Source organism: Streptococcus sanguinis SK355, from assembly GCF_000212855.1.
In the GTDB taxonomy this organism is placed as follows: domain Bacteria; phylum Bacillota; class Bacilli; order Lactobacillales; family Streptococcaceae; genus Streptococcus; species Streptococcus sanguinis_A.
This window is the reverse complement of record NZ_GL890993.1, coordinates 1303581-1329549: the sequence shown is the minus strand read 5'-3', so window position 1 is coordinate 1329549 and position 25969 is coordinate 1303581. Positions and strand designations below refer to the sequence as shown.

Annotated in this window: 24 protein-coding genes and 1 pseudogene; 5 read left to right on the top strand and 20 right to left on the bottom strand. The window is 41.8% G+C overall.

The genetic code is table 11. From position 1 onward, the window contains the following. Positions 1–101: 101 nt before the first annotated feature. From HMPREF9389_RS04775 to nrdF, 5 genes are all read left to right on the top strand, one after another. Entirely contained in the window at positions 102–1880 is a 1779-nt protein-coding gene (locus tag HMPREF9389_RS04775; protein ID WP_002929878.1) for a serine hydrolase domain-containing protein, read from the top strand. 418 nt (positions 1881–2298) lie between these two features. Then, positions 2299–2517: a glutaredoxin-like protein NrdH gene (gene nrdH, locus HMPREF9389_RS0111300; protein ID WP_002897920.1), complete on the top strand. Its 219-nt coding sequence runs from the start codon at positions 2299–2301 to the stop codon at positions 2515–2517. 160 nt (positions 2518–2677) lie between these two features. Beyond that, on the top strand, positions 2678–4837 hold the full coding sequence (gene nrdE, locus HMPREF9389_RS04780) for a class 1b ribonucleoside-diphosphate reductase subunit alpha (RefSeq protein ID WP_002929875.1): 2160 nt from the start codon (positions 2678–2680) through the stop codon (positions 4835–4837). Positions 4838–4843: 6 nt separating this feature from the next. Beyond that, entirely contained in the window at positions 4844–5692 is an 849-nt protein-coding gene (locus tag HMPREF9389_RS04785) for a DUF4238 domain-containing protein (protein ID WP_002929873.1), read from the top strand. Between the two features lie 23 nt (positions 5693–5715). Then, complete coding sequence (nrdF, locus tag HMPREF9389_RS04790; RefSeq protein WP_002896021.1) at positions 5716–6675, top strand: class 1b ribonucleoside-diphosphate reductase subunit beta; 960 nt, start codon at positions 5716–5718, stop codon at positions 6673–6675. A 111-nt stretch (positions 6676–6786) separates the two neighbouring features. On the opposite strand, the gene HMPREF9389_RS04795 is transcribed toward nrdF, so the two are convergent. From HMPREF9389_RS04795 to HMPREF9389_RS0111290, 20 genes and pseudogenes are all read right to left on the bottom strand, one after another. Beyond that, positions 6787–7704, bottom strand: coding sequence for a diacylglycerol/lipid kinase family protein (locus tag HMPREF9389_RS04795; RefSeq protein WP_002929871.1), 918 nt, complete (start codon positions 7702–7704; stop codon positions 6787–6789). Between the two features lie 161 nt (positions 7705–7865). Continuing rightward, positions 7866–8519, bottom strand: coding sequence for a CPBP family intramembrane glutamic endopeptidase (locus tag HMPREF9389_RS04800; protein ID WP_002929868.1), 654 nt, complete (start codon positions 8517–8519; stop codon positions 7866–7868). Positions 8520–8540: 21 nt separating this feature from the next. Then, positions 8541–9242, bottom strand: a complete 702-nt coding sequence (locus HMPREF9389_RS04805; protein WP_002929867.1) for a CPBP family intramembrane glutamic endopeptidase — start codon at positions 9240–9242, stop codon at positions 8541–8543. Further along, positions 9239–9781 carry a DUF3267 domain-containing protein gene (locus tag HMPREF9389_RS04810; RefSeq protein ID WP_002929866.1) on the bottom strand — a complete coding sequence of 181 codons (543 nt, stop codon included), beginning with the start codon at positions 9779–9781 and terminating at the stop codon, positions 9239–9241. The genes HMPREF9389_RS04805 and HMPREF9389_RS04810 overlap by 4 nt, the downstream gene beginning before the upstream one ends. A 28-nt stretch (positions 9782–9809) precedes the next feature. Next, positions 9810–10574, bottom strand: coding sequence for a DUF3169 family protein (locus HMPREF9389_RS04815; protein ID WP_002929865.1), 765 nt, complete (start codon positions 10572–10574; stop codon positions 9810–9812). 97 nt (positions 10575–10671) lie between these two features. Next, entirely contained in the window at positions 10672–10881 is a 210-nt protein-coding gene (locus HMPREF9389_RS12385; RefSeq protein ID WP_032906456.1) for a helix-turn-helix transcriptional regulator, read from the bottom strand. 309 nt (positions 10882–11190) lie between these two features. Then, positions 11191–12333 carry an acetylornithine transaminase gene (locus HMPREF9389_RS04820; protein ID WP_002929863.1) on the bottom strand — a complete coding sequence of 381 codons (1143 nt, stop codon included), beginning with the start codon at positions 12331–12333 and terminating at the stop codon, positions 11191–11193. Between the two features lie 2 nt (positions 12334–12335). Then, positions 12336–13073, bottom strand: coding sequence for an acetylglutamate kinase (gene argB, locus HMPREF9389_RS04825; RefSeq protein WP_002929860.1), 738 nt, complete (start codon positions 13071–13073; stop codon positions 12336–12338). Positions 13074–13084: 11 nt separating this feature from the next. After that, positions 13085–14278 (bottom strand): bifunctional glutamate N-acetyltransferase/amino-acid acetyltransferase ArgJ, encoded by a 1194-nt coding sequence (gene argJ / locus HMPREF9389_RS04830; protein WP_002929858.1) that lies wholly within the window; start codon positions 14276–14278, stop codon positions 13085–13087. A 17-nt stretch (positions 14279–14295) separates the two neighbouring features. Further along, the gene (argC, locus tag HMPREF9389_RS04835) at positions 14296–15318 is read right to left on the bottom strand and encodes an N-acetyl-gamma-glutamyl-phosphate reductase (RefSeq protein ID WP_002929854.1); all 1023 of its coding nucleotides are present in this window, start codon (positions 15316–15318) and stop codon (positions 14296–14298) included. Positions 15319–15559: 241 nt separating this feature from the next. After that, entirely contained in the window at positions 15560–18178 is a 2619-nt protein-coding gene (alaS, locus tag HMPREF9389_RS04840; protein WP_002929853.1) for an alanine--tRNA ligase, read from the bottom strand. Positions 18179–18215: 37 nt separating this feature from the next. Next, positions 18216–18797: an LURP-one-related/scramblase family protein gene (locus HMPREF9389_RS04845; RefSeq protein ID WP_173361645.1), complete on the bottom strand. Its 582-nt coding sequence runs from the start codon at positions 18795–18797 to the stop codon at positions 18216–18218. Between the two features lie 140 nt (positions 18798–18937). Further along, positions 18938–19945, bottom strand: coding sequence for a peptidylprolyl isomerase PrsA (gene prsA / locus HMPREF9389_RS04850; protein WP_002929849.1), 1008 nt, complete (start codon positions 19943–19945; stop codon positions 18938–18940). 113 nt (positions 19946–20058) lie between these two features. Further along, positions 20059–20742 carry an O-methyltransferase gene (locus HMPREF9389_RS04855; protein ID WP_002929848.1) on the bottom strand — a complete coding sequence of 228 codons (684 nt, stop codon included), beginning with the start codon at positions 20740–20742 and terminating at the stop codon, positions 20059–20061. 1 nt (position 20743) lies between these two features. Further along, positions 20744–22546, bottom strand: a complete 1803-nt coding sequence (pepF, locus tag HMPREF9389_RS04860; protein WP_032906451.1) for an oligoendopeptidase F — start codon at positions 22544–22546, stop codon at positions 20744–20746. A gap of 161 nt (positions 22547–22707) precedes the next feature. Next, on the bottom strand, positions 22708–23016 hold the full coding sequence (locus tag HMPREF9389_RS04865; RefSeq protein ID WP_002929842.1) for a hypothetical protein: 309 nt from the start codon (positions 23014–23016) through the stop codon (positions 22708–22710). Positions 23017–23051: 35 nt separating this feature from the next. Then, positions 23052–23426 carry a hypothetical protein gene (locus tag HMPREF9389_RS04870; protein ID WP_002929841.1) on the bottom strand — a complete coding sequence of 125 codons (375 nt, stop codon included), beginning with the start codon at positions 23424–23426 and terminating at the stop codon, positions 23052–23054. Continuing rightward, positions 23423–25012: a hypothetical protein gene (locus tag HMPREF9389_RS04875; RefSeq protein WP_002929840.1), complete on the bottom strand. Its 1590-nt coding sequence runs from the start codon at positions 25010–25012 to the stop codon at positions 23423–23425. Before HMPREF9389_RS04875 ends, HMPREF9389_RS04870 begins: the two co-directional genes overlap by 4 nt. A gap of 1 nt (position 25013) precedes the next feature. Beyond that, positions 25014–25397: a DUF1310 family protein gene (locus tag HMPREF9389_RS04880; protein ID WP_002902670.1), complete on the bottom strand. Its 384-nt coding sequence runs from the start codon at positions 25395–25397 to the stop codon at positions 25014–25016. Between the two features lie 167 nt (positions 25398–25564). Then, a pseudogene (locus tag HMPREF9389_RS0111290) lies at positions 25565–25952 on the bottom strand (DUF1310 family protein). Positions 25953–25969 lie beyond the last annotated feature (17 nt).

Below are 25969 nucleotides of genomic sequence, written 5' to 3'. Positions count from 1 at the left end.
TTTCTCTATTTCTTCTGTCTATTGAAGGCGCGCTATATTTAATAGAAAAGAAATAGAGGTTATAGACGGTCCAGTCTCTATTTTTACGAAAGGAAGACGCTATGAAGAAATTACTATTATTCATCTGCTCACTACTCCCTGTACTTAGCATTATCATTCCAAGCCCTGTATTGGCGGATAGTAAGACTTTACCTACAGGGGATAGCTATGAACAGATTGGTCAAAAGATAGAAGATTTTTATAAAAAAAATGAAAAGACATCCGCTGCTATGGAAACAGCTGTTTTTGATACAAATGGAACCATTTATCGAGGAAATTTCGGCTATATTGATAAGGAAAAACAGACCAAAGCTGATGATAGCACCATTTTTGAATGGGGTTCTATCACTAAGCTGACTGTCTGGATATCTGTCATGCAGCTCTGGGAAGAAAGAAAAATTGATCTTGAGACTGATATAAAAAACTACCTGCCCAAGGACTTTCTCAAACATTTAAATTTCGATAAACCTATTACTATGCTAGATTTGATGAATCATCAAGCCGGATTTGACGAGCAAAATACTTACCTAAAAGGGGATAAAAGTATTGAAGAACTGATGAAGACCAGACAACCCAATCAAGTATTTGAACCAGGTACAACTACTGCCTATTCTAACTTTGGTACCGGACTAGCCGCTTATATTGTTGAGCGAATTAGTGGACAATCATTTTCCGACTATACCCATGAGCACATCTTTAAACCCCTAGAGATGGAAAAAACGGCTATTTTGCCTGACTTGTCCGATAATGCATATGTCTATGAAAAACATAAAGAAGTCAAAAGCTATGATGCTAATGGAAATTATAAAAAAGATTCAGACTTTGAACTAAGTCTCTATCCTGTCGGTCGTGCCACAGGAACCTTAGATGACTTACAGAAATTTGCCCAAGCCCTTCTAAAAAAGAAAGAACTTTTCAAACATCCTGAGACTTGGAAGACTCTATATACTGCAAGCTCTACCTATCCAGGTACAGATATCCCTCTGAATGCACACGGATTTTGGTATCAAGAATATGGTGTCAGAGTTATTGGACACGGCGGCAATTCTGGAGGATTTTCTTCTTACATTTTACTTGACTTAGAGTCTGGTATTGGCCAAGTCATTATGACAAACCAATTTCAAGAAAAAATCTATAATTACAAGATGCCTGAGCTAGTATTTGGTCCTAAAAAATCTCCAAATAAACAATCTTATGCAAAGTTCCATCCTGGTTACTATCGCAGCGCCCGTACTTTCAATAGTGGTCCCTTCTCTTTCTTAAGAACAATTCCGGGATATACCTACTATATTAATGAAAAAGCAGATGCTGCTCAGCTCAATGGAAATTTCTGGGTCGCTAGTGAATCTCAAGGACAAGAAAAAATCACGATAGTTTATGGCGATGCACTTCGGCAATCTAATTGGGATCTTATAAAAGATTATGGGATGCTCCTTCTTGCTGGATTGGCTATTTTGTTTAGTGCGATTAGTCTCCTTACCAATGCAGGTATCGATCTTTATCGCCTTATCCTAAAAAAATCCCAAAAGAAGACTTCATTAGCATGGAAAATATGGATATACCTAACCAATGCCGCTATTTTGAGCATCCCTTTCAACCTATTCAATATCTTTACTAAACTTATGAATGCTGCAGATGCTGACTATAACTGGAACTTTATAACATTAGCCATTCTAGCTCTGCTTCTTGCAATCGGCTCTCTTTATCCTTTCTACCTTAAAAACAAGGAAAAATGGAGTAAGAGTAAATTATTTATCACTAGTATTGCCAGCCTATCCTCTCTAATCATGGTCGCTAATATTCTCTACTGGTCTCTTTATCAATGGTGGGCTGCCTACTAAAAATAACATGTTATCCCTAGCTCCCTGCAGCGACATTTGCAGGGAGTTTTTACATTCCAATAAAAAATATCTAGCTCGAATTCAGATCCAAAAACTCCTCCCTCCACTCCTCCTAGTGATTCCCTAAATTCTGTAACACAAGATATTGGATTTTGGTTTTTGGAAGGAAAAGCTACCAGTCATTTATCTAAAGTTTTAAGACTTGTTTAAGCATTGCCTTATCAGCATTTTGCTCCTTTTCTGCAATTTTTCACTTCTTTTCATTGTTTATATAAACACTATATATTGTATTGTAATCTATCCTATAACAAAATATCACACAATATTTAGTTCAAAACTATTGACATTCTATTTTCTTTTAGATATACTAGATTCGTATTATTTAAAAGAAAAAAATGAAAGTTTAGAGGAATCTTTAATGGTAACTATTTACTCAAAAAACAACTGCGTTCAGTGCAAAATGACCAAGCGCTTCTTAGATACTAATCATGTAGAATACCGCGAAATCAACTTGGACGAGCAGCCAGAATTTATTGACCATGTCAAAGATCTTGGTTTCAATGCTGCTCCTGTGATTCAGACAGCAACTGAGGCATTTTCTGGTTTCCAACCTGGTAAATTGAAAAAACTGTCTTAATGTAGTTTATTTTGAGGGCAGCGCGCCTTGATCGGGAGATAAACTAAAAGACATATTATCAGGGCAAACTGCAGCTCCTATGCTCATAGGAGCCGTTTCTTTTGTAAGGCGGAACTTTTTCCGCTAGCTAATTATCTTATTTATATAGAAAAGGGAAAACATGGGACTCAAACATTTAGAGGATGTGACATACTTCCGACTCAACAACGAAATCAACCGTCCGATTAACGGACAGATTATGCTCCACAAGGACAAAGAAGCCCTGGAGGCTTTCTTTAAGGAAAATGTTGAGCCGAACACCAAGCAATTTTCTTCTATTACAGAAAAGATTGAATATTTAATAGAAGAAAACTATTTGGAAAAGGAATTTATTCAGCTCTATTCTCCAGAATACATCGAGGAGCTGACTGCTTTTATCCATGCTCAAGATTTCAAGTTTAAATCTTTCATGGCAGCTTATAAGTTCTACAACCAGTATGCACTGAAGACAAATGATGGTGAATACTATCTGGAAAGCATGGAAGATCGGGTACTCTTCAACGCCCTCTACTTTGCCAACGGAGATGAAGCCATTGCCAAGGATATTGCCAATGAAATCATTCACCAGCGCTACCAACCGGCGACACCAAGCTTCCTCAACGCTGGTCGGGCTCGTCGCGGTGAATTGGTGTCCTGCTTCCTCATCCAAGTAACAGATGATATGAACTCAATCGGCCGCTCTATCAACTCTGCCCTGCAATTGTCTCGTATCGGAGGCGGGGTCGGTATTTCCCTCAGCAATCTGCGGGAAGCTGGAGCACCTATCAAGGGTTATGAAGGAGCTGCGTCTGGCGTTGTGCCTGTTATGAAACTCTTTGAGGACAGCTTCTCCTATTCTAACCAGCTGGGCCAACGTCAGGGTGCTGGGGTTGTTTACCTCAATGTCTTCCACCCAGATATCATCGCCTTCCTTTCTACTAAGAAAGAAAATGCTGACGAAAAAGTTCGGGTTAAAACCCTCTCACTTGGTGTCGTGATTCCGGATAAGTTCTACGAATTAGCGCGTAAGAATGAAGAAATGTACCTCTTCAGCCCATATTCTGTTGAACGTGAGTACGGTGTGCCATTTGCCTACCTTGACATCACTGAAAAATACGATGAGTTGGTCGCTAATCCAAATATCACTAAGACCAAGATTAAGGCCCGTGATTTGGAAACAGAAATTTCCAAACTCCAACAAGAATCTGGCTATCCCTATGTCGTAAACATTGATACGGCCAACCGTTCAAATCCAATCGACGGTAAAATCGTCATGAGTAACCTTTGCTCTGAAATCCTGCAGGTGCAAGAGCCTAGCCTTTTGAATGATGCGCAAGAGTATCTTCACTTGGGAACAGATGTGTCATGTAACTTAGGCTCTACCAACGTTGTCAACATGATGACTTCGCCTGACTTTGGAAAATCCATTCGGACTATGACACGCGCCCTGACCTTTGTCACAGACAGCTCGCACATCACAGCTGTGCCATCTATCGACAATGGTAACAGCCTGGCTCACACCTTTGGTCTGGGAGCTATGGGACTGCACAGCTATTTGGCTCAGCAGTTGATTGACTATGGATCAGCAGAAGCTGTAGAGTTCACCAGCATCTACTTTATGCTCATGAACTACTGGACCTTGGTTGAGTCTAACAATATCGCTCGCGAGCGCGGTGTGACCTTCCATAACTTTGAAAAATCTGATTATGCCAATGGCACTTACTTTGACAAATACCTGACGGGTGAATTTGTACCTAAGTCTGACCGTGTCAAAGAACTCTTCGCAGGTATCTTTATCCCGTCTGCAGAAGATTGGGCAGAGCTGCGCGACAAGGTCAAGGCTGATGGTCTCTACCACCAAAACCGCCTAGCCGTTGCACCAAATGGCTCTATCAGCTACATCAATGACGTTTCTGCTTCAATCCATCCAATTACTCAACGGATTGAAGAACGTCAAGAAAAGAAAATCGGTAAGATCTACTATCCTGCTGCTGGTCTATCAACTGAGACTATCCCTTACTACACCAGTGCCTATGACATGGACATGCGAAAGGTTATCGATGTCTATGCAGCCGCAACTGAGCACGTGGACCAAGGTCTTTCCCTGACTCTCTTTATGCGCAGCGATATTCCTAAAGGCCTCTACGAATGGAAAAAAGAAAGCAAGCAAACAACCCGCGACCTTTCTATCCTGCGTAACTACGCCTTCAACAAGGGTATCAAGTCCATCTACTACGTCCGTACCTTCACTGATGATGGGGGCGAAGTAGGTGCCAACCATTGTGAAAGCTGTGTGATCTGATTACTTATGGTTACAAAAAAACAACATTATTATCCAAGAACCTTACTTAAATATTTTGCTGATAATACAAGCAAGTTTCATGTTTATAATCGCATTGCTGATAAGGAACTATATGTCCACTATGAAAGTATCTGTTACAAGAAATATACCTACGAGGAAAAAAGATCAGATGATCGTATTATAGTTGATAATATTCTTGAAAATAAGCTTAGTAGATTTGAAGGAGAATTTTCTAAAATTATTGAACATATCGTATCAGCAGGAGAATCATACATCTTAAATCAAAGTGAAATTGAAACAATCTGGAAATATATATTTCTCCAAGAAATTAGAACTGACTCTGGCAGAGTAAGGTTCGTATCTAATTTTATTAATCATTTCTCAGAATCACGAGAGTTTCCAATTGAATTAGCTGAAATAAAAAACAACCCAGAAAACATAAATATTTTTAATAAAGTAATGAAAAAAGATAAAAATTTAGAAAGTTTTCTCAGTTTTTTTAAAAAGCCTAAACAAATGAATTTTCATATTTCTAGAGGTAATGGATTTTTAACCAGCGACAATCCAGTTATTTCAACATTCGGACCTCCAAACATTCCAAATGGTTTTCAAATTCTAATGCCTATTTCCCCTTATTTGTGTTTTGAATTCCAAAATAATGAAATGAATTGCTCTGATAATTTATGGGTGAAAATGACAAATGAGAAATTGCGCTATATTAATGAAGCCACTATTAATACTGCCAACTATTATATAATATCAAATAAGCCTTTTAATATTACACAACAAATGTATATTTATAATCGCTTTAAAAATATAAATTGGATACACGACTCTCGTCACTTTAAAAATTAAAAATTATTTCATAGGAGATTGTCATGCAAACTTACTACAAAGCCATTAACTGGAACGCTATCGAAGATGTTATCGATAAGTCCACTTGGGAAAAACTGACTGAGCAATTCTGGCTGGATACGCGGATTCCCCTATCCAATGACCTGGATGACTGGAGAAAGCTGTCTCACAAGGAAAAAGACCTGGTCGGCAAGGTCTTCGGTGGCCTGACCCTGCTGGATACCCTCCAGTCTGAGTCTGGTGTGGATGCCCTGCGCAAGGATGTTCGAACAGCCCACGAAGAAGCAGTTTTCAACAACATCCAATTCATGGAGTCCGTTCATGCCAAATCCTACTCTTCTATCTTTTCTACGCTCAACACCAAGTCAGAAATTGATGAAATCTTTGCCTGGACCAACACCAATCCATACCTGCAAAAGAAAGCAGAGATTATCAACGAAATTTACCTGAACGGTACAGCTCTGGAAAAGAAAATAGCCAGCGTTTTCTTGGAAACCTTCCTCTTCTACTCTGGTTTCTTCACTCCGCTCTACTATCTGGGGAATAACAAACTGGCCAACGTTGCGGAGATTATCAAGCTCATCATCCGTGATGAATCTGTCCATGGAACCTATATCGGCTATAAGTTCCAGCTAGCCTTTAACGAGCTGCCAGAAGACGAGCAAGAAAAACTCAAAGAATGGATGTACGACCTGCTCTACACCCTCTATGAAAATGAAGAAGGCTACACTGAAAGCCTGTATGACACAGTCGGCTGGACTGAAGAAGTCAAGACCTTCCTGCGCTACAATGCTAATAAGGCTCTGATGAATCTAGGACAAGATCCACTCTTCCCAGACTCAGCGGACGATGTCAATCCTATCGTCATGAACGGTATCTCAACTGGTACTTCCAACCATGACTTCTTCTCCCAAGTAGGTAACGGCTACCTGCTGGGCGAAGTTGAAGCTATGCAGGATGACGACTATAATTACGGTTTATAAGACAAAGAACCCCTCTTTCCATATTTTGGAAAGAGGGGTTTTGTAATCTAAACTAGCAAGGAGAACAGATAAAGCAAACATCATCTAGCATTTCTGATTTTCCCAAAATAATTAGCAATACACATTCAAGTGAGAAGGCAAGACACGAATCGTTACTGGCAATTGGTCGCCCTCATCTCCATCAACGTTGACGCTGAGCTCTGCCTTGTCATCAGTCAACTCAACTGTGATTTCCTTAAAGGTCAGATACTCGATATTATCACTTTCTTCTCCATTGCCCGAAATCAAATCCGGCACAGAAACCAAGGTGTCCAAGAGGTTTTTATCCTTAAGATACAAAAGATGAAGCAAGCCGTCATTGACAGTAGCTTCAGGGAGAATGCTCTCGAAACCTCCGATTGAGTTGGTAGAGCCAATCAAGAGTGTGCTACTCTTTATCGTGCGCTCTTCTCCATCAATCTTCAAGTGAAATTCGTAAAAACTAGTATCCATTAACTGCTTGAAGCCAGAGATAAAGTAGGCAAACTTGCCCCACTTGGTCTTGTCTTCAGAATCTACATTGTTGATCGACTCAGGAATAGTTCCAATGGCAACCACATTCATAAAGTACTGGTCATTAATCTTGCCGATATCAAGTGGCTTGACTTTGTTGATATCCAGATTCTGGATGGCTTCTTCAGCGTCCAAGGGAATGCTGAGAGCACGCGCCAAGTCATTGACCGTACCAAGTGGAAAGAAGCCAAAAGTCGGACGATAGTCTAGTTCAGCCAGACCGCTGATTCCTTCATTGACTGTTCCATCGCCACCCATGACAAAGACGCTATCATAATGGTCTTCTGCGGCTTGCTTAGCAAAAGCTGCTGCGTCTCCGCCTTTTTCAGTATGCTTAACCACTACCTCATTGAAACATTCTGCCAGCTTTTCTCTTGCCAAGTCTTCATAGGACTTGGCTTTTTCGCCTCCCGAGCTAGGGTTGACAATTAATAGGACTTTAGACATAAGGAAACCTCTTTTCATTTGATAGCTCATTATACCATCTGGAAAACACTTTCACAACTTTTTGAAACTGCTGGCTCTCGAGAGACCAGAAAAGCAGTTTGGTATTTAAACTCCATTCCACAGAAAAACACTTCTGGAGTTAGATTTTTCTGCCTAACTTTAGAAGTGCTGTCTGCTATTTAGTTTTTCTATTAAAAGAAGACAATGAGAAGAAAGGCAATTAGGTTATTGGCCAGATGTAAGGCCATTGAGTGGCGCAGATCCTTCTTAGCTAGATAGCCTAAGCCAAAGATTGCCCCCAAGATGAAGTAAACCAGAAACTGGACTAGATTGCCCGGCATGTGCAAAAGAGAGAAAAAGCTGGCAGATACAGTTAAATAGAGCAGGATTTTCGCCAAGCTATTTTGGTCGGGAAAGAGAAACTTAGCCAAAAATCCTCGTGTCAGCAACTCCTCGAGAACAGGAGCAAAGATTACCATGTATAGGAAGGCAAAGGCTGGCTGCTGCTGAATCAATTGTACAGCAGTATTCTGATTGGCAGAAGATTCAATGGGAACGAGCTGCTGGAAGATGATAAAAGCAAGCAAGAGGACGCTGGGAAGCCAGATAGAGCTTGTCAGCTTGGTATTTTTGATTTCCAGTTGCAAATCTTTCTGGTACCATTTCCACATGGCAAAAGAATAGAGACTTGCAAGTATGACAAAAATCGGCAAAATCAATAGTTGAGAAGCTCCTCCTGTCAGAGAACCTATAGTGAAGAGAACTATAGCCGAAAATATATAGAAATAGGCCAAGAGGACAAGAATATAAAGGCCAAAATTAGTAAAGAAAGTTTTTAATTTCATAGTGATTCCTTATAGATTGATTTACTTAAACATGGCTAACAGCAGTATTATAGCCATAGGGAGATTGTTCAGGATATGAACCAACATGGAATCTTTTATATTCCCCCGACGAGCATAGGATAAATAAAGAACCAGTCCAAGTGCAAAATAAATTGGGAACTCAGTCAATTGGGTGATATGAGGCAGAGTGAAGACCACAGAAGTCACAATGGCAGCCAAAACTTTTTGATTATTTTTGAAAAAGAAGGCAGTACCAAAACCGCGGAAAATTAATTCTTCCATGATAGGAGCGATAAAAGCAATTGTTGCAACAAAGAGCAAGGCAAAAAAGATATGCTGCGAAGACATCATTCCCCCTAGCCCTTGTATGGCACTGTCATTACTAGTCTGGGAATTGCCGCTCAGGATGAGATTAAGATAAACACCAACAATAGCAGCCACTCTCGCAAGGAAAAAGAATAGAAAAGCAAAACCGATGTCCTTGCCAGACAGTTTAAATTTTTTCTTTTCTTCAGGTACATGCTTTTGGTATCGCCGCCATAAGCTACGAAAAATAAGGAAAACTAAAATCAGATACAAGGCTACCAATAAGATTTCTGCATAAATAGGTAAACTCTTCCCGAGCCTTAAGAATAGCATCGGAGCAACATTTATAAGAAGGCTAAGAGCAATTAAGCCTATCCATTTTACAAGTCCTAAAGCAGTTGATTTGAAGTTGTTCATTTTGTACTCTCCTTTTGATAAATATTAATACCAACTTCCGTATCCTCAACAGAGATATCCCCCTTCTGCCGGAGAATAGCGGCAGCAAGGAAAAAATCTCCTGCACAGCCGGCTGCATGGAAGCTAGCAAGGACGATATAAGAAGCCGCAGTTAGAATATGCAAGCCATAGATCAAAGTCAAGGCTAGGCTAATCAGAAAGAATGGTGCCAGGATAATGACGAGCATCCTTTTCCGACTGTAACGACTGCCTGGGCTAGTCGCATAGGCCATGCCGCTCTTAAAACCAAACTTGACCTTGGTATTTTCATCCCCCAAGACCTTGAAGAAAAAGCCGTGGATCAGCTCATGAATGACCATTAGAACAAGGAGGTAGAATAAGTCAAAGAAATGAAAAACTTCGCTACCCTTGCCATACATCAGAATAGCAATCCAGGTAAAGAGGGCTAGAAAAGGGAAGATCAGCAATACAGCCATTATATTCAGAGCCAGATTGACCTTTTTATTATGGATAAAATCAAGTTCTTTCAGTAGTTTCATAATTTCCTCCTTTCATCGAGAAATAAGCTTATTTGAAATATTTTCTTACCATTGGATAATACATAAGATTGATATAGATATGGATCACCACCAGAACTACAAAACCGGAAACGACATTAAGGGGTGTGAAAGTTCCCACTATTCCTAAAACAATATAGAGGATTGGCAGAAGTCTTTGATTTACATTAAAGAGAATAAGATAGCACTGTTCATAATTGGCTTGCAGCTCTGATTCATCATAAGAGAGCACAAATTCTTTTATTTCCTCAGTAGTCGGAAAGGCTGATAGCTTATAGTGCCTCACCATCTGAACTGTCTTTAAAAAGGCAGCTTGTGAAACAAACATGAGGATCACAATCACATACTCTATGTAGCCCCATTGCAGCGAGCTCTGTCTATTGGTGATATGTTCGATATAAGTAACCCCCACTAGAAGCGTAAAAAGGGAGATAATATTGCTGATATTAAAGACAATGCCCGCATATTCCAGATTTTTAAAGGTTAGCCGGTACCATTCATAATTCTTATCCTCATCTGCTTCTTTTTCATAGGCTTCATTGTATTTACGAGTCCGATAATTCAAGAAAAAAGCCAATGGATAGAGGATGATAAGACTGGCCCAGCCTAGCTGGCGCAGCAGTTGAACAGAAAAAATAGCCGACCAACTGATGTTTTTTAGCAGACCAGTTTCAGAAAACAAAATAGACAGACCACCTACAAAAGCTCCAGCTAGCAATATGAGGACATTATATAAAACTCTTTTCTGTTTAGATATACGTTTTTGCTCTTTCACGACTTCTTCTCCTTTATTTTTTTACAATAGATGATACAAGAATGCTGAGGCTGAAGGACTGTTTTAGCTCCTGTTGAAATGAATTCTAATTGCTTCTTCATTCTGCTTCCTCCACCAGCCGAAAGACATTCTCAACACTTTCGTTGAAAATATGGGCAATCTTAAAAGCAATCACAATCGATGGGGTATATTCGCCTCTCTCTATAAGGCTGATTGTCTGCCTGGAAACACCGGCCAGCCTAGCCAGTTCTGTCTGGTTGAGACCGTCACGCGCCCTCAACTCCTTGAGTCGATTTCTAAGCTGCATCATAAACTCCTTATTTATTATTCTCCCTTGGATAAAATTATTGTAACAGATTCTTTTCTTTTTGACAAGTATCTTTGTCAAAAAAATAATAATCATTGTCAAAAACACCATTATCATAGACAAATAAGAGACTGGGATAAAAGTCCTAGCCTCTCAATTGTCTTTGGATTGTCGAGCAAGACGCAGTGGTTGAGTGGGCTCTACTACGCTGATTTCATCAGCTTTTACAGCCCTACTCAACTGTGCGGAGGTGGGATGACGAAATCGAATTCTAACGAATTACCGATTTCTGTCCCACTCTCTTTTCCTTTATTCATCTACTTGAGAAAATACTTCTTTTAAAATAGCAATCCCCTGCTGGATTTCCTCCCTGCTGATAGTCAAAGGCGGCAGGAGACGGATAACATTCTCTCCGGCTGTTAGGATAATCAAGCCCTTCTGACGAGCGGCTTCAACAAGCCTTGACAGACTGGCGCTTGTTTCAATCCCAATCATCATGCCCAGGCCGCGAACAGCAGAAATCTTTGGATGGTCCTGAAAAGCAAGCTGCAGTTGCTCCAATAAGATGGCACTCTTAGACCTGACTTCTTCTAGAAAGCCCGCCTCTTTCATGATATGCAAGGTCTCCAAGGCAGCTGCCATGGCTAATTTATTGCCACCAAAGGTAGAGCCATGACTGCCAGGTCCAAGAGCAGGAGCCAAGCTGGATTTTCCTAATAGAGCACCAGCGGGCAGGCCATTGGCTAAACCCTTAGCCAGTGTCACAATATCCGGTATAATCCCATAATGCTCAAAGGAATAAAGCTGACCCGTGCGCCCCATACCTGTCTGTACCTCATCAACAATCAGTAAAATCCCCTCTCGTTGGCAAAAATCTGCCAAGTCTTTGACAAAGGCTGCTTCTGCTGGACGAACTCCTGATTCTCCTTGGACCAATTCCAGCATGACAGCTGCCGTATCCTGATTGACCAAGTCTTCTACGCTGGCCAGATCATTGTAAACCGCATAGCTGAAATGAGGAACCCCATCACCAAATCCTTCCTTGATCTTATCCTGTCCTGTTGCGGCCATAGCGCCAAAGGTCCGACCGTGAAAGGATTGCTGAAAAGTTATAATGCCTTGCTTGCCAGTAGCTTTGCGAGCTAGCTTAATAGCTGCTTCATTAGCTTCTGCTCCGCTATTGCAGAAAAAAGCCAAATAATCATAAGAACCTGCCAGTTCCTGAGCTACCTGCTCTTGCAGAGAGCTAAGATAGAGATTGGGACTGTGCCAGATGCGCCCTGCTTGCTGGATCAAAGCCTGCTGGACCTGCGGGTGAAAGCCAAGATTAGTTACGCCAATCCCCGACGAAAAATCCAAATAAGCCTTTCCCTCACTGTCAATCAGATAGGTGCCCTCTGCTTTAACAAACTCAATAGGCGCCCGCTTGTAGTTTTCAAATAAATAAGCCATCGTTATCCCTCTGCTATCAAGGTGCCCGTCAAAAGATTGTCACCAATCAGAACCTGCCCGACACCGGAAAGCACAGTCTGAACAGCGCTCTCAATCTTGGGAATCATCCCACCCTTGATGACACCTGTCTGAATCTTCTTGGAAACCTGACTGGTCAGAAGCTGGGGCAGGACCTTTTTGTCCTCTAGAACCCCTTCTATATCTGTCATCAGGATTAGCTTCTCTGCCTGCAAGCTGCTAGCAACTGCCGCAGCTAGATAGTCTGCATTGATATTTAAGAGATCGCCAGCTGCATTTTCTCCTAACGAAGCCAGCACCGGGACTATGTCCGCATCCAGCAGCTTCTCTAGATAAGCAGTTTGAATCGCCTTCACCAGACCGACATAGCCATAGAGGTCTTTATCGATAAAATCTGCCGAAACTGTCTTTCCCAAATGTGAAACCAGCTGAAGGCTTTCAATATCTGAGTCGTTCAGTTCTTGTGTCAGCGTTCGGCCGACTTGACCTAGCAAGGCCTGCTCAATGATAGGCAAGTCAGACTTAGCTGTCACACGCAACCCCTTAACCTTGCGAGTAGGCAGCTGCCGCTCTTTCATGAGTTGATTAATGACCAGACCGCCCCCGTGAACAACCACGATTTTCTTACCAGCTGCTATCCACGCTTGCATTTGCTTGATAAACTTAGTAGACAGCTTTTGCGCAGCAACGCCACCAATTTTTATAACAATCACATCTTTCATTGCATTTCTCCTTAGGTTCTATAGAGGGCATTGATTTTCACATAATCATAGGATAGATCGCAGCCCCAGGCCTGAGCCTCAGCTTCCCCATCGTGCAGGTCAATGGTCAAGGTCAGCAGCTCCCCAGCCATGGCATCACTAGTCTCCTCGGGGTCAAAAGCCACAGGACTAGAAGCCTGCATAACTGGAATCCCCTCAATCCAAATATCAATGTCATCAACCGAGACATCTGCTCCCGCATAGCCGATAGCTGCTAAGATTCGGCCCCAATTGGGATCTTGACCAAAAATAGCTGTTTTGACCAAGCTAGAGCCAACGACACTCTTAGCAATCATACGGCCGCTCTGTTCATCCTTGGCATGCCGAACATTGACCTCAATCAGCTTGGTTGCTCCCTCTCCATCCTTGGCAATTTTCTTAGCCAAGTCAGCCATAAGATAGCGGAGCATCTTGGAAAACTTTTCAAATTCTTCCGTATCTGGCAGAATTTCTTCATTTTGTCGGCAGCCGTTAGCCATGACTAGCACCATGTCATTGGTCGATGTATCTCCATCCACCGTGATTTGGTTGAAAGTCGTCTCCACATGCTGACTGAGAGCCGCTTGCAGGGTAGCACTTGAAATATTAGCGTCACAGGTGATAAAGGCCAGCATGGTCGCCATATTCGGATGAATCATGCCCGATCCCTTAGCCACCCCTGCCATAGTCACCAGCTCTGAGCCAAACTCTTCTGTGACTATACAGGTCTTGGTGCAAGTATCCGTTGTTAAGATAGCCTCAGCAAAATCTTCTGCCTTGCCACTCACTAGAATCTGTGACAGACCATTTTTCAGAGCATCTATTGGAAGCTGCTCACCGATGACTCCTGTAGAAGCCAGACCTACCAAGTCGGGATCAATCTTCAGCTTTTGAGCAGCCAATCGCTGCATATCATAGGCAGCGTCCAACCCCTGCTGGCCTGTACAGGAATTGGCAATACCAGAATTAACCACTATAGCCTGCAATTTCTGGCTCTTTTGGATCGATGCTTTGGTCACTAGAAGCGGAGCAGCAATGACCTTATTAGTTGTGTAGACTCCAGCCACACTGGCTGGTACTTCTGAGACAATCCAGCCAAAATCCAACTTCTTTTTCTTAAAGCCAGCGTGTAAACCGTCAGCCGAAAAGCCTAGCGGACTGGCAATCGTTCCATCAATAATCTTCATATCTAACCCTTTCTCATCTAGACATAGGACGGTTGACTGAGCAGACCATCTGTTTCAGGAAAGCCCAGCATCAGATTCATATTTTGAACCGCCTGACCAGCAGCCCCTTTGATCAGGTTATCCAGCACAGCCACTACAGTTAAAATATTTGTCACAGGATTATAGTCAAAACCAATATCTGTATAATTAGTACCGACAACCTGGTGCAGATTCGGCAGAGCAGCTTGGATACGGACAAATGGCTTGCCCTGATAGCATTCTTGGTAAATAGCAGCCAGTTCTTCCCGAGTCAAAGGTTCTTTCAACTTGCTGTAAACCGTCGCCACGATGCCACGATTGAGCGGAATGAGGGAAGTTGAAAACTGAATCTGCTGCAATCCCTCATCAAAACGCTGCAACTGCTGCACAATCTCAGGAATATGCTGATGCTGATTTAACTTGTAAGTCACATAGTTATCGTGCACATGAACAAAATGGCTAGATGCAGCTGGATTTTTCCCCGCCCCTGTCAAGCCACTCTTGGCATCAACAATAATGGAGTCCAGCTCAATAGCCTGAGCCTTCAGCAAGGGAATCAAGGCCAACTCTGTAGCTGTCGCATAACAGCCGGGATTAGCAATAAATCGCTTCCCTTTGACATCTGTAAACTCAGACAGCCCATAAATAAACGCTTTTTGAACATAGTCTTCTGCTGGCTCTTTCTGATACCATTTTTTATAAATATTCCCTGGTAAACGATGATCACCAGAAAGGTCAATAACCGGAAATCCTGCTTCCACAAAATCTTTTGACAAATCTTTAGCCACTCCGCTTGACGTTGCAAAGAAAACAAGTTCTGCTCGTCGCATAATTTCCTGACTGTCAAAAGCTTCTATTTTCAGGTCGCAAATCCCCTTCAAATGAGGATAAAGCTCTGACACAGGAGACTCCATATCTTGGCTGGCATGAAGGGAAACGACTTCCGCCTGCGGATGTTGCAGTAAAATACGGAGGAGTTCCATTCCTGAGTAACCAGTAATTCCTACAATCGAAATACGCATATTTTTAAAAAACCTCCGTATAAATATGCGTTTTATTTTACTCGTATATTTTCCCTTTGTCAAGTATTTTCTGTATTTTTATGCAATATTTTTGAAAATATCATTATTTATTCTAAAACAATTCATAATTTCTTGCCGAAAAGCGGCCTATTGACTTTTCATACAGAGAAGTAAGAGAGCTAAGGGCACAGAAAAAGGTCTGCCCAAAGAGCAGACCTTTTTATCTATCGTTTATCTAACATTACAACTTCTCAGCAACTGCTGCTAGCAAGTCTGGAATAGCTGATTGCTTGCTGCCGCCGGCCATAGCCATGTCTGGCTTACCGCCGCCTCGACCATCTACAATCGGCGCCAATTCCTTAATCAGATTACCAGCATGGACCTCCTTGGTCTTGCTGGCTGCAAGGACGTTGACTTTGTCTCCAATTGCTGCGACCAGTATGAGAACATCTGAATAGTCCTTCTGCTTCCATGTGTCCGCAAAGGTACGCAGGGCACCTGCATCAGACACAGAGACCTGACTAGCGATAAAGCTATGTCCATTTGCCTCTTGAACATTCTTGAAGACTTCACCAGAGGCCGCTGCTGCTGCCTTTTCCTTTAGCTCTGCATTCTCTTTTTGGAGTTGACGCAGCTGCTCCTGCAGTGCTTCAACCTTGTGAGGCACTTCCTTGATTTGCGGTGCCTTGAGGGTCGCTGCAATAGCCTTAAGCGCCTCTTCTTCCTCACGGTAGGCTTCAAAAGCTTCCTTGCTGGTGACTGCCAAGATACGGCGAGTTCCAGATCCGATACCTTCTTCTTTGACAATCTTGAAAATGCCGATTTCAGAAGTGTTGGCAACATGGGTACCACCACAGAGTTCCACAGAGTAGTCACCGATGGTTACGACACGAACTTCTTTACCATACTTTTCGCCAAAGAGCGCCATGGCACCCATTTCCTTAGCTGTGTCAATATCTGTCTCTACTGTCTCAATGGCAAGAGCTTCCCAGATTTTCTCATTGACTTCTTGCTCGATAGCACGCAGCTCTTCTGCTGTCACCGCTTGGAAATGCGTAAAGTCAAAGCGCAGGAATTCTACTTCGTTCAGAGAGCCTGCTTGGGTTGCATGGTTACCAAGAACATTATGCAGGGCTGCATGCAAGAGGTGAGTCGCCGTGTGGTTTTTCATCACACGATGGCGACGACTGTGGTCAATTTCCAGTTTATAGCTTTGACCCAGAGCCAGAGGAGCCAAAACTTCTACAGTATGCAGTGGCTGACCATTTGGTGCTTTTTGCACATCCGTAACTTGCGCTACCAGATTGCCTGCTCCATCAAAGATTTGACCGTGGTCGGCCACCTGACCACCCATTTCAGCATAGAATGGTGTTTCTGCAAAGATGAGGGCAGCCATGCCTGTCTCAACAGACTCCACTGCTGCATCATCCGCTACAATAGCAAGAAGTTCAGCTGTCAGCTCTTCTTTTTCGTAGTTAAAGACACTCTCTACGGTGATAGCCTGCAGGGTTTCATTTTGCATGCCCATTGATCCGCCCTTGACAACAGAAGCACGTGCCCGATCTTGCTGCTCTTTCATAGCCGCTTCAAAGCCAGCACGATCTACAGTCATGCCTGCTTCTTCAGCAATTTCCTCAGTCAACTCCAGCGGGAAACCGTAAGTATCGTAGAGTTTGAAGGCATCTTGACCAGAAATGACTGTTTGACCTTTTTCTTTCAGATCTGCTACGATGCCTTGGGCAAAGTGTTGACCAGAGTGCAGAGTACGAGCAAAAGATTCTTCCTCACTCTTGATAATCTTTTCAATAAAGTCTTTCTTTTCAAGAACTTCTGGATAGTAGCTTTCCATAATCTTGCCCACAGTTGGTACAAGTTTGTAAAGGAAAGGCTCATTGATACCCAACTTTTGGCCATGCATTGAAGCACGACGAAGCAAACGACGAAGGACATAGCCGCGGCCTTCATTTCCAGGAAGAGCGCCATCACCAATGGCAAAGGAGAGCGAGCGGATATGGTCTGCGATAACCTTGAAACTCATATTGTCGCCATCTTGGTCATAGACCTTGCCAGACAGCTTCTCTACTTCACGAATGATTGGCATGAAGAGGTCGGTCTCGAAGTTAGTCTTAGCACCTTGGATAACAGCGACCAAACGCTCCAAACCTGCGCCCGTATCAATGTTCTTATGTGGCAATTCCTTGTACTCGCTACGCGGTACAGCAGGGTCAGCATTGAATTGTGACAAGACAATATTCCAGATTTCGATATATCGGTCATTTTCAATATCTTCTTCTAAGAGACGAACCCCGATATTTTCTGGATCAAAAGCCTCACCTCGGTCAAAGAAAATCTCTGTATCTGGTCCAGAAGGTCCCGCACCGATTTCCCAGAAGTTGTCCTCGATCGGAATCAAATGACTAGGCTCAACGCCCATAGCAATCCAGCGGTTGTAAGAGTCCTTGTCATCTGGATAGTAAGTCATGTAGAGCTTGTCTTTGGGAAAATCAAACCATTCAGGACTAGTCAAAAGCTCATAAGCCCACTCAATCGCTTCATCACGGAAATAATCGCCGATAGAGAAATTGCCCAGCATTTCAAACATGGTATGGTGGCGGGCAGTCTTTCCAACATTTTCAATATCGTTGGTCCGAATGGCCTTTTGCGCATTGGTAATCCGAGGATTTTCTGGAATGATGGTTCCATCAAAATATTTCTTGAGAGTTGCTACACCAGAGTTAATCCAGAGCAAGGTTGGATCGTTGACCGGCACCAAGCTGACAGATGGTTCTACTGCATGACCTTTAGTTGCCCAAAAATCCAGCCACATTTGACGAACCTGAGCACTTGACATTTGTTTCATTTGTTTTTTCTCCTTAAATTTTTTCTAAAAAATTGCATTATGATGACGAACTTTCCAGCATTTCGACATAATCAATAGCGACACAGAGGGAAATCACCAAATCTGAATAAGACTCTTCATAGATATGAACCTGATAAGTAGAGGTTAGATGGAAGAGCTCCTTGGTAATCTCTGCAACGACTTGATTGCTGTCATCCAGCAGACGAAAGTTTAAATCCCAGATGTTCCCTTCAACCCGTAGCCCCAAATTATCAAATTTATACTTATCACGCAAAATAGTGAATTTTTGACGAATATAAAAGCTATGCCCGCTGCTGAGTTTGATTTCAAACTGGGGCAGGAAGGTTAGAACGGTCTTGGTAATCTGACTGACGATTTGCCCCTGACTATCATAGATAGTAAAGGTCTTAGGAATCTGGAAGAAAGAGCCCTCCACTTGGTAATCCACATTTCCTCGATCGTCCTTGATATCAAAGCGTTCGCCGCCTAAGCGAAATTTCTGTTTGACAAGATAGGTTTTCATTATGTTACCTCCAGAGTCAACATAAAAGACAAGTTCCTTGTCCGAAGGGCGAAAAACCGCGGTACCACCTTCATTCAATGAACTTGTCATTCTCATTTCGTATTCTATTTTGCTAGATGAGTAGCATGATTCTCCGCCTCAGATGGCTCGCAGCACCGCCAATTCTCTGAACTAAGAACTTGAAAAATCAATTCTCACCAGTCTTATTATACTTGCTTATTGTCTTTTCGTCAACCTTATTCTGCGGCTGATGATGAAGCTTCTGCCGAACTGCTTTCGGCTGCTGAGCTGGACTCAGAAGTCTTTGAGCTGCTGGCAGCACTTGATGAAGAAGTTGAAGAGCCTGTCGTTTCAATATACTGAGCAAAGACAGATTGGAAAGCACTGTCCTTAACCTTGATGTTGGCATCTTTCAGCTCTTTAGCTACAACACTTTGGATAAAGCTAGTATCTTTTTCTTTTTGCGCAATGATAATCTTTTTCAGCTTATCTTTGTAGTCTTTCCAGTTAGAAGATTTCTCTGACTTCTTGACTAGCTTAACAATATAGTAGCTTGCTGAATACTGTGAATCTGGTACAGTCACAAGGTCTGAAACGCCATTTTCTTCCAAAGCAAAAGCAGCTTTTTTGACAGCATCTGGAACATCAGTAGAGCCAGAGTCAAACTTGATTTCTCCGCCTTTTTCCTTAGTGGCAGCATCGGTAGAGTTTTCCTTAGCGATTTGACTGAAGTCTGCTCCTTCTGCTTTAGCTTTTTCAAGAACTTCCTTACCTTTGTCTTCGCTGGCAACCTTGATGATTTGAGCTGTTACTTCTGGCGTGTAGTTTTCAAAGGCAGCCTTGTAGTTTTCGTCAGTCAGCTCTTTTTCAGCAGCCTTCTTAACGGCATACTCTACCAGCATATTGGTACGGATTTGTTCCTTGTAGGCATCTTCGGTCAATCCATTTTGAGCCAAGACTTGGGCAAAAGCTGTACCGTAAGCAGTTTTAGACTTTTCGAAAGCATCCTTAACATCCTTGTCTTTTACATCTTTGCCGTATTTTTCTTCAAAGATGTCTTTGATAGCCATCTGCAGCAAGACCTGCTGAGCTGCACCATTGTTTTTCACTTGATCGTAGAATTCATTGACAGTAATCGTGTTTCCTTTCATGGTCACGATGTCCTTGCCTTCTGAGTTAGAACATGCTGCTAATACAGCGACTGACAAGAGTGTCACAGCTCCTGCAAATATTTTTTTCTTCATTTTATATTGACTCCTTATTCTTAAAAGTTCACGTTTTCTATTGTAGCACAAATTTGAATTGATATCTTAAATTTTACTAAAAATTTTTGGAAATTAGGAAAAAATCAGAGATGTCATTTTTTTCTAATCATAAGCAGACCATCTCCCAAGGGAAGCAGACTCGCAGTCAAATCTGGATTGTCCAATGTTGCGTCAAACAGGCTGTGCAGTCCTCGGTAAATAGCTCGCTGGCCACGCTTAATTTCCTCAAAAGGCTTGGCAACATCGCCACCTTGAAAGACATCATCAATGAGAACCAGACTACCAGGATTGAGGCGCTTGAGGACCTGAGGCAGAAAGACTACATACTTGGACTTGGCAGAGTCCATAAAGACCAGGTCGTAGGAATCCTCTAATGTCTCAAGCAGATCCATTGCATCGCCTTCCAGCAAGGTGATTTGCTGACGGCTGTCATACTTAGCAAAATTAGCCTTGGCCAGCTCAATCATCTCTGGATTGCGATCAATAGTCGTAATCTGAGCCTGAGGCGCATGTTCCGCCATCAAAAGGGCAGAAAAGCCAATAGCAGTACCGATTTCTAAAATCTTCTCTGGCTGCAGACTTTCAAGAAGCAAGCGGAAATATGCCACTGTCTCATGGGGAATCACAGGTACATTTTCAGCTTTGGCAAAATCTTCCAGAGCCTTGAGTCCACCAGTAACTGGCTGGAGACGCTGTCTCATAAAGTCTACAATTTCTTCTTTGACCACTGGCCGGCGCATATTGGGATTAGAGTTTTGATTATAAGTCTCGACCATTTTATGCCAGTCCCAACTTTTCTACCAAGGCTTCAAATTCATCCAGACGACGCTCAAAGACAGCAAAAGCAGCATTTAGGTAGTCTTCTTTTTCCATATCCACACCTGCTTTTTTGATGACATTGAGTGGATAGTCAGAGTTCCCAGCTTTCAGATAGTCCAAATACTTGTCCTTGTCTTCCTGACTACCATGGACAATCTTTTCGGCCAAGGCAGAAGCAGCTGAAAATCCTGTCGAATATTGGAAAACATAGTAATCGTAGTAGAAATGAGGAATCCGAGCCCATTCGTACTGAATCTGCGGATTGTCTTCTTTTTTCAATCCATAGTATTTCTCGTTTAAATCAGCATAGAGCTCATTGAGAAACTCACTGGTCAAAACTTGACCTTCTTGGTCAGCCTTGTGGATAGCATGCTCAAACTCAGCAAACTGGGTTTGACGGAAGACTGTACCTCGGAAGCCATCCAAGAAGTGATTGAGGATAGCAAAGCGGGTAGCGTCGTCTTCTACTTCTTCCAAGAGCTTTTCTGTCAAGATATTTTCATTGGTCGTCGAAGCAATCTCAGCTAGGAAGATAGAATAGTCTCCATAGACATAAGGCTGGGTCTCACGAGTATAGCTGGAGTGCATACTGTGACCCGTCTCGTGCACTAAGGTAAAGAGATTATCCAGCGTGTCCTGCCAGTTGAGCAACATAAAGGCATTGGTATCGTAAGAACCGCCTGAATATGCCCCTGATCGCTTGCCTTGATTTTCATGAACATCAATCCAACGCTCTGAAAAAGCTGTCTTGACTCGGCTCAAATAATCCTCACCCAGAATAGCCAGAACTTCCTCAGACTTAGCCAAGGCTTCCTCATAAGTGAACTTGTAGTCTGTCTCTGACAAAGGTGTGTACATATCATACATCTTCAAGTCAGAAATGCCTAAAATCTTCGCTCGTAAAGCAATATAACGCTGCAAAAGAGGCAAATGCTTATTGACAGCTGAAACTAAGCTGTCATAGACACTTTCTGGAATAAAGTCCGCTGATAAAGACGCTTCACGGGCAGATGAAAACTTGCGGACTTTCGCATTGTAGTTGTGGACCTTGACATTGGTCTGCAGAGTCTTAGCGTAGGTATGCTGATACTGCTCGTATACGCTGTAGAGAGTCTCGTAAGCTTCCTTACGGACTTCTCGATTTTTAGACTCGACCAAAGTAATATAGTTACCGTGGCTGAGCTGAACTTCATTTCCATCTTCATCATGCACCATCGGAAAGACAATATCTGCATTATCCAAGATAGCAAAGGTTTCGCCCGCTGCCCCAAAGATTTCACCAGCACCAGCCAATAGTTCTTCTTCACGCTGTGTCAGGATGTGAGCTTTCTTTTTCAAAAGCTTGTCAAAATAATGCTGATACAGCTGCAGGGCTGGCTGCTCAGCTAAGAAAGCTTGGTATTGTTCTTCTGTAATCGCCATAAATTCGGGCTCGTAGAAGGCAAAGCTTTGACCAAAATCACTGTAAAGAGTCATGCCTTTAGCCTGATACTCTTGGTACTTGGCCACACGTGTATCCTGGTCATTCTTCATGTGAGCATAAGAATAAAGCTTTTCAATACGACGCATCAAGTCTAACTGGATTTCTGTCGTTGTCAAAAGACTGTCTGCTGAATCTAGCAAATGTCCAGCCAGACTAGCTGCTTTCTTCACTTCTTCTGAAACCTGCGCCAGCTCAACTTCAAAGGCTTCATCTGTTGGGAAAATGGTGCTCAAATCCCAAGTATATTTTTCTTCAATTTCATTTCTTTGTTTTGCCATAAAAAAATCCTCCGACTCCCCTATTCTATCACAAAATTCCACTTTTTATAAAACTCAAGTACCAAAATCTCTTAGTAGCTATGCAGACTGACTTAGTTTTAAAAAAACTCTTTGATTCTAATTCCTGACCAAACAAAAATTAGATTCCAAAGAGTTCATTGCTAAATTTCTTCAAATTTCGTACTGCTGTTGTCTATAACGCTTACAACTTTTTTAGAAAATTGCCCTTTCATCGAGCTATCTATCTGATCTGCAGCTACTTTCACGCTCTCCTGAACAGTCTTTGCGACATCGGTAAAAAGAGTATCATAATTGCTTTGAAGACTGCTTTTTTGAGCTAACAAAAGAGGAGCTAGAACATTCGTTATAATTTGCTTTTCTATTGCTTTTCTAATTTCTGCCAAATCAGATGTTTTAGATGGTGAAAAGTAACTTTTTACTGGTGTTGAAGCTATTTCTGATATAAACATAGACTTTTTCCTTTCCTCTACTCTAAACAGCAGATTTATTTAGAATCACGAAGATGAGAATAGCTATCTTCAATTTCCCATTCTAAACGGCGTCTCTGCTTAGAGAATGTTTCCAAAACTTTCTCATCTTTTAGATCAAGATTTTTCAGTTCCTCGCTGCTAGCCTCTTCCGCCAATATATCATAGGATTCTATATACTGATTTAGAGCCTGCCATTCGATACTAGTGTCCCTTTCTTGTTTCCGCAAAATAGCAGTCGCCATTTCATACTCTTCTTGTAGCATGTCGGAAAAAGCTTTTTTCTTAGATAGGATGACATCTCGTTCTTTATCAATCTTCAAGCGTTCCCGCTGAAGTTCTGAGTAAAGCTCCTCCAACTCTTTTTCTTTTTTAGCTATATCCTGCTTCATTGATTGATTTGGTTCCATTGCTCAAAATCTCCTGCTAATGTCTGATCTTTAGCCAGCAGCTGCTCAATTCCAGCTTCAATCTGACCTTGCAAAACTTCAAAGATAGTTAGAAGCATCTGAAATTTAGACAATCGACTTTCAAAGTGCTCTTGTAAAGATCCGACCAATGATTGATAATCTGCACCTCCAGCCTGATAGGCTGCAGTCACCTCATCTGGACTAAGACTGAAGCCCTGAGGAACCTTTCCCAACTGCTCTGCTAGCTTTTCCGCTTCGCTAACAACCTGATCTCTAGCCTGCTGCAACGTGTCATAGCCTAGTTTGGTTACATTTACTAAATTTTGAACAGTTGCCTGGGCTTGAAAACTATCCAGATAAATCTTTTCATTACTGCTAAATCCCCCCTTAGACAGATACTTCTTCATATTCTGGTAAGGAATCATATTTGCTTTGATGGTATCCTTGATAGTCGTCTTACCCGTCCCATCCATAAGCACAAAATTTTTATTTTTATCGTAGATATAGCCCTCCATCATATGCTGATCGCCGATTTCTTTTTCGACAGTCGCAATATGGCGTACAATACCAGCAGCATTTTCACTGCCAGATAAGCTGTAGCCTAAGCTGACGATATCCTTATGGTCGATATGATTAAAAATCTTATACTTAGCGCTATCCAGTCGTGCCTGCTGTTCCTTGGGCAAGAGAGGATAGATATTAGGGCCATTGTAGATATGGACTGTGCCAATATGGCGCATCTCCTCCTCTGTCAGGGTGGATAGAGCATACTGGATATCCATAGAACCCAAAGAGTGTCCGTAAAGATCAATCTTGGCATTAGGGTACTTACGAATGGTTTCCTTAAGATGCTTAGCCGCATCCTTAAACTGAGCCGGAGGAAACTCTTGTGTCTTTTTGAGATAACTAGCAGCTACCAAAATATTCGGTGCAGCAATTCCTGTCGTGAAAGTTCCGCCAGAAACACCTGCAAGATTTGATATAACATTCTTCCTCAGCTCATTAAAGGGATTTTTATTGAGAGAATTAAGGCTCTGCTTCACAGCTTGACCAGCATCTTTATTAAAGATTCCGACTACATTTCCTATCTTATTACTTACGTCTCGATCTGCCTTATCTAGTTCTTCTCGGCTTTTTTGAGTAATAATATTTTTTGAATGACGATAAACAAAAGGGGTAGCATATTCTACTGCACCTACAGGTCCCAGACGGTGAGATGCCGTCACAAAGTCTGTAGGCAGCCAATCCGTAACAGTATCGTGGATTAACTTAGGAGTGTGCGTCTTGGTCTGAGAGCCCTGCATCATGACTGTCACATCCTGCACCTGAGCACGCTCAGCATCCGAAGCTGAGTAGGGAACTGGAGATTGCTCAGGGCCTTTACCATTATTTGTAAATACAAATACTTGTTCTTCATGGCCGTTTACATTGTCGTAAATTTGGGAGACATTACCGATATATCCATTTTCGCCTTTAATTGAGTGGTTTTCTCCTACTTTTAAAGGTCTATATTCCACCATAGCAGCCTCAACATTTTGTTGATCTGTGTAGTTCTTATTATTAGCCATATTATTCTCCAATTAACTGACTTAATTCCTGGGAAACGCCATAACTGACTACTTCATAATTACCTGCTTCTTCTTCCTGAACAGTCATGTTAATATATAGTTTTTCGTCCCCGTTAATTGTTATGTATACATTTAATCCTCCCATAGGATTATATTCTAACATTTCCTTTTTAATTTCATAGGTTTTAATCTTTCCTTCTGGTGTCAAAGCTTTGGGATCCAATTCCCTAAGAAGAATTTTCAAGGCTTTCTTCATCTTTTTACTTTCTGAAATCTGAAGAATTTCTTCTTTTTCTGACCGACTGTTTAACATACCACAACCTCCTAGAATCATGCCTGAACTGAGTGTTACAATACTCAGAAAAATAATAACTATTTTCTTCATGATAGCTCCTTTCACTTCTCATCTTTGCTAAAGCTGGAGCCTTAGCAAAAATGGGAAACTAGATTTAGATTAATGTTTTACATTGATTATTATACTATTTTTATCGAGAACATGAAAGCGGAATCATCGGAGATTCATAAATATAAAATGCTTTATCATATGTCATGTCATTCTCCCCTCAACTTCTTTGCAAGCTCACCAGATATTACATAACCTGTATGCTCTAATTTCCTTTCATATTCTTCCATCAATGTTGTTTTAATAGTTAATTCTGGATCACCATTGATTATAAGTTCAACGATTACCCCCCCCCATAGGATTATACTCTAATTTATCTTTGTTAATTGAATATTCTTTTATAATCCCCTCCTCAGTCAATGCTTTAGAATCTTCCTGTCTTAGTAATTCTTCTATTGCTTTCTGCGCTTTCTTCCCCTCCGCAATCTGAATCATTTCTTCTTTTTCTGACCGATTATTTAGCAAGCTGCAGCTTCCTAGAAGCATAGATGAACTAATCGTGATGATACTCAGAAAAATGACAAAAAATTTCTTCATGACAGCTCCTTTCGTTC

What these genes read in the sequence shown, in the direction of transcription:
- argC (WP_002929854.1), bottom strand. Translation starts at nt 15,318, where the DNA reads ATGCGTATTTCGATTGTAGGAATTACTGGTTACTCAGGAATGGAACTC.
- HMPREF9389_RS04870 (WP_002929841.1), bottom strand. Translation starts at nt 23,426, where the DNA reads ATGAAGCAGGATATAGCTAAAAAAGAAAAAGAGTTGGAGGAGCTTTAC.
- HMPREF9389_RS04855 (WP_002929848.1), bottom strand. Translation starts at nt 20,742, where the DNA reads ATGGTCGAGACTTATAATCAAAACTCTAATCCCAATATGCGCCGGCCA.
- HMPREF9389_RS04775 (WP_002929878.1), top strand. Translation starts at nt 102, where the DNA reads ATGAAGAAATTACTATTATTCATCTGCTCACTACTCCCTGTACTTAGC.
- nrdF (WP_002896021.1), top strand. Translation starts at nt 5,716, where the DNA reads ATGCAAACTTACTACAAAGCCATTAACTGGAACGCTATCGAAGATGTT.
- HMPREF9389_RS04785 (WP_002929873.1), top strand. Translation starts at nt 4,844, where the DNA reads ATGGTTACAAAAAAACAACATTATTATCCAAGAACCTTACTTAAATAT.
- HMPREF9389_RS04880 (WP_002902670.1), bottom strand. Translation starts at nt 25,397, where the DNA reads ATGAAGAAAATAGTTATTATTTTTCTGAGTATTGTAACACTCAGTTCA.
- HMPREF9389_RS12385 (WP_032906456.1), bottom strand. Translation starts at nt 10,881, where the DNA reads ATGCAGCTTAGAAATCGACTCAAGGAGTTGAGGGCGCGTGACGGTCTC.
- pepF (WP_032906451.1), bottom strand. Translation starts at nt 22,546, where the DNA reads ATGGCAAAACAAAGAAATGAAATTGAAGAAAAATATACTTGGGATTTG.
- HMPREF9389_RS04810 (WP_002929866.1), bottom strand. Translation starts at nt 9,781, where the DNA reads ATGAAACTACTGAAAGAACTTGATTTTATCCATAATAAAAAGGTCAAT.
- argB (WP_002929860.1), bottom strand. Translation starts at nt 13,073, where the DNA reads ATGAAAGATGTGATTGTTATAAAAATTGGTGGCGTTGCTGCGCAAAAG.
- nrdH (WP_002897920.1), top strand. Translation starts at nt 2,299, where the DNA reads ATGGTAACTATTTACTCAAAAAACAACTGCGTTCAGTGCAAAATGACC.
- HMPREF9389_RS04820 (WP_002929863.1), bottom strand. Translation starts at nt 12,333, where the DNA reads ATGGCTTATTTATTTGAAAACTACAAGCGGGCGCCTATTGAGTTTGTT.
- HMPREF9389_RS04875 (WP_002929840.1), bottom strand. Translation starts at nt 25,012, where the DNA reads ATGGCTAATAATAAGAACTACACAGATCAACAAAATGTTGAGGCTGCT.
- alaS (WP_002929853.1), bottom strand. Translation starts at nt 18,178, where the DNA reads ATGAAACAAATGTCAAGTGCTCAGGTTCGTCAAATGTGGCTGGATTTT.
- nrdE (WP_002929875.1), top strand. Translation starts at nt 2,678, where the DNA reads ATGGGACTCAAACATTTAGAGGATGTGACATACTTCCGACTCAACAAC.
- prsA (WP_002929849.1), bottom strand. Translation starts at nt 19,945, where the DNA reads ATGAAGAAAAAAATATTTGCAGGAGCTGTGACACTCTTGTCAGTCGCT.
- argJ (WP_002929858.1), bottom strand. Translation starts at nt 14,278, where the DNA reads ATGAAGATTATTGATGGAACGATTGCCAGTCCGCTAGGCTTTTCGGCT.
- HMPREF9389_RS04805 (WP_002929867.1), bottom strand. Translation starts at nt 9,242, where the DNA reads ATGAACAACTTCAAATCAACTGCTTTAGGACTTGTAAAATGGATAGGC.
- HMPREF9389_RS04865 (WP_002929842.1), bottom strand. Translation starts at nt 23,016, where the DNA reads ATGTTTATATCAGAAATAGCTTCAACACCAGTAAAAAGTTACTTTTCA.
- HMPREF9389_RS04845 (WP_173361645.1), bottom strand. Translation starts at nt 18,797, where the DNA reads ATGAGAATGACAAGTTCATTGAATGAAGGTGGTACCGCGGTTTTTCGC.
- HMPREF9389_RS04795 (WP_002929871.1), bottom strand. Translation starts at nt 7,704, where the DNA reads ATGAGCTATCAAATGAAAAGAGGTTTCCTTATGTCTAAAGTCCTATTA.
- HMPREF9389_RS04800 (WP_002929868.1), bottom strand. Translation starts at nt 8,519, where the DNA reads ATGAAATTAAAAACTTTCTTTACTAATTTTGGCCTTTATATTCTTGTC.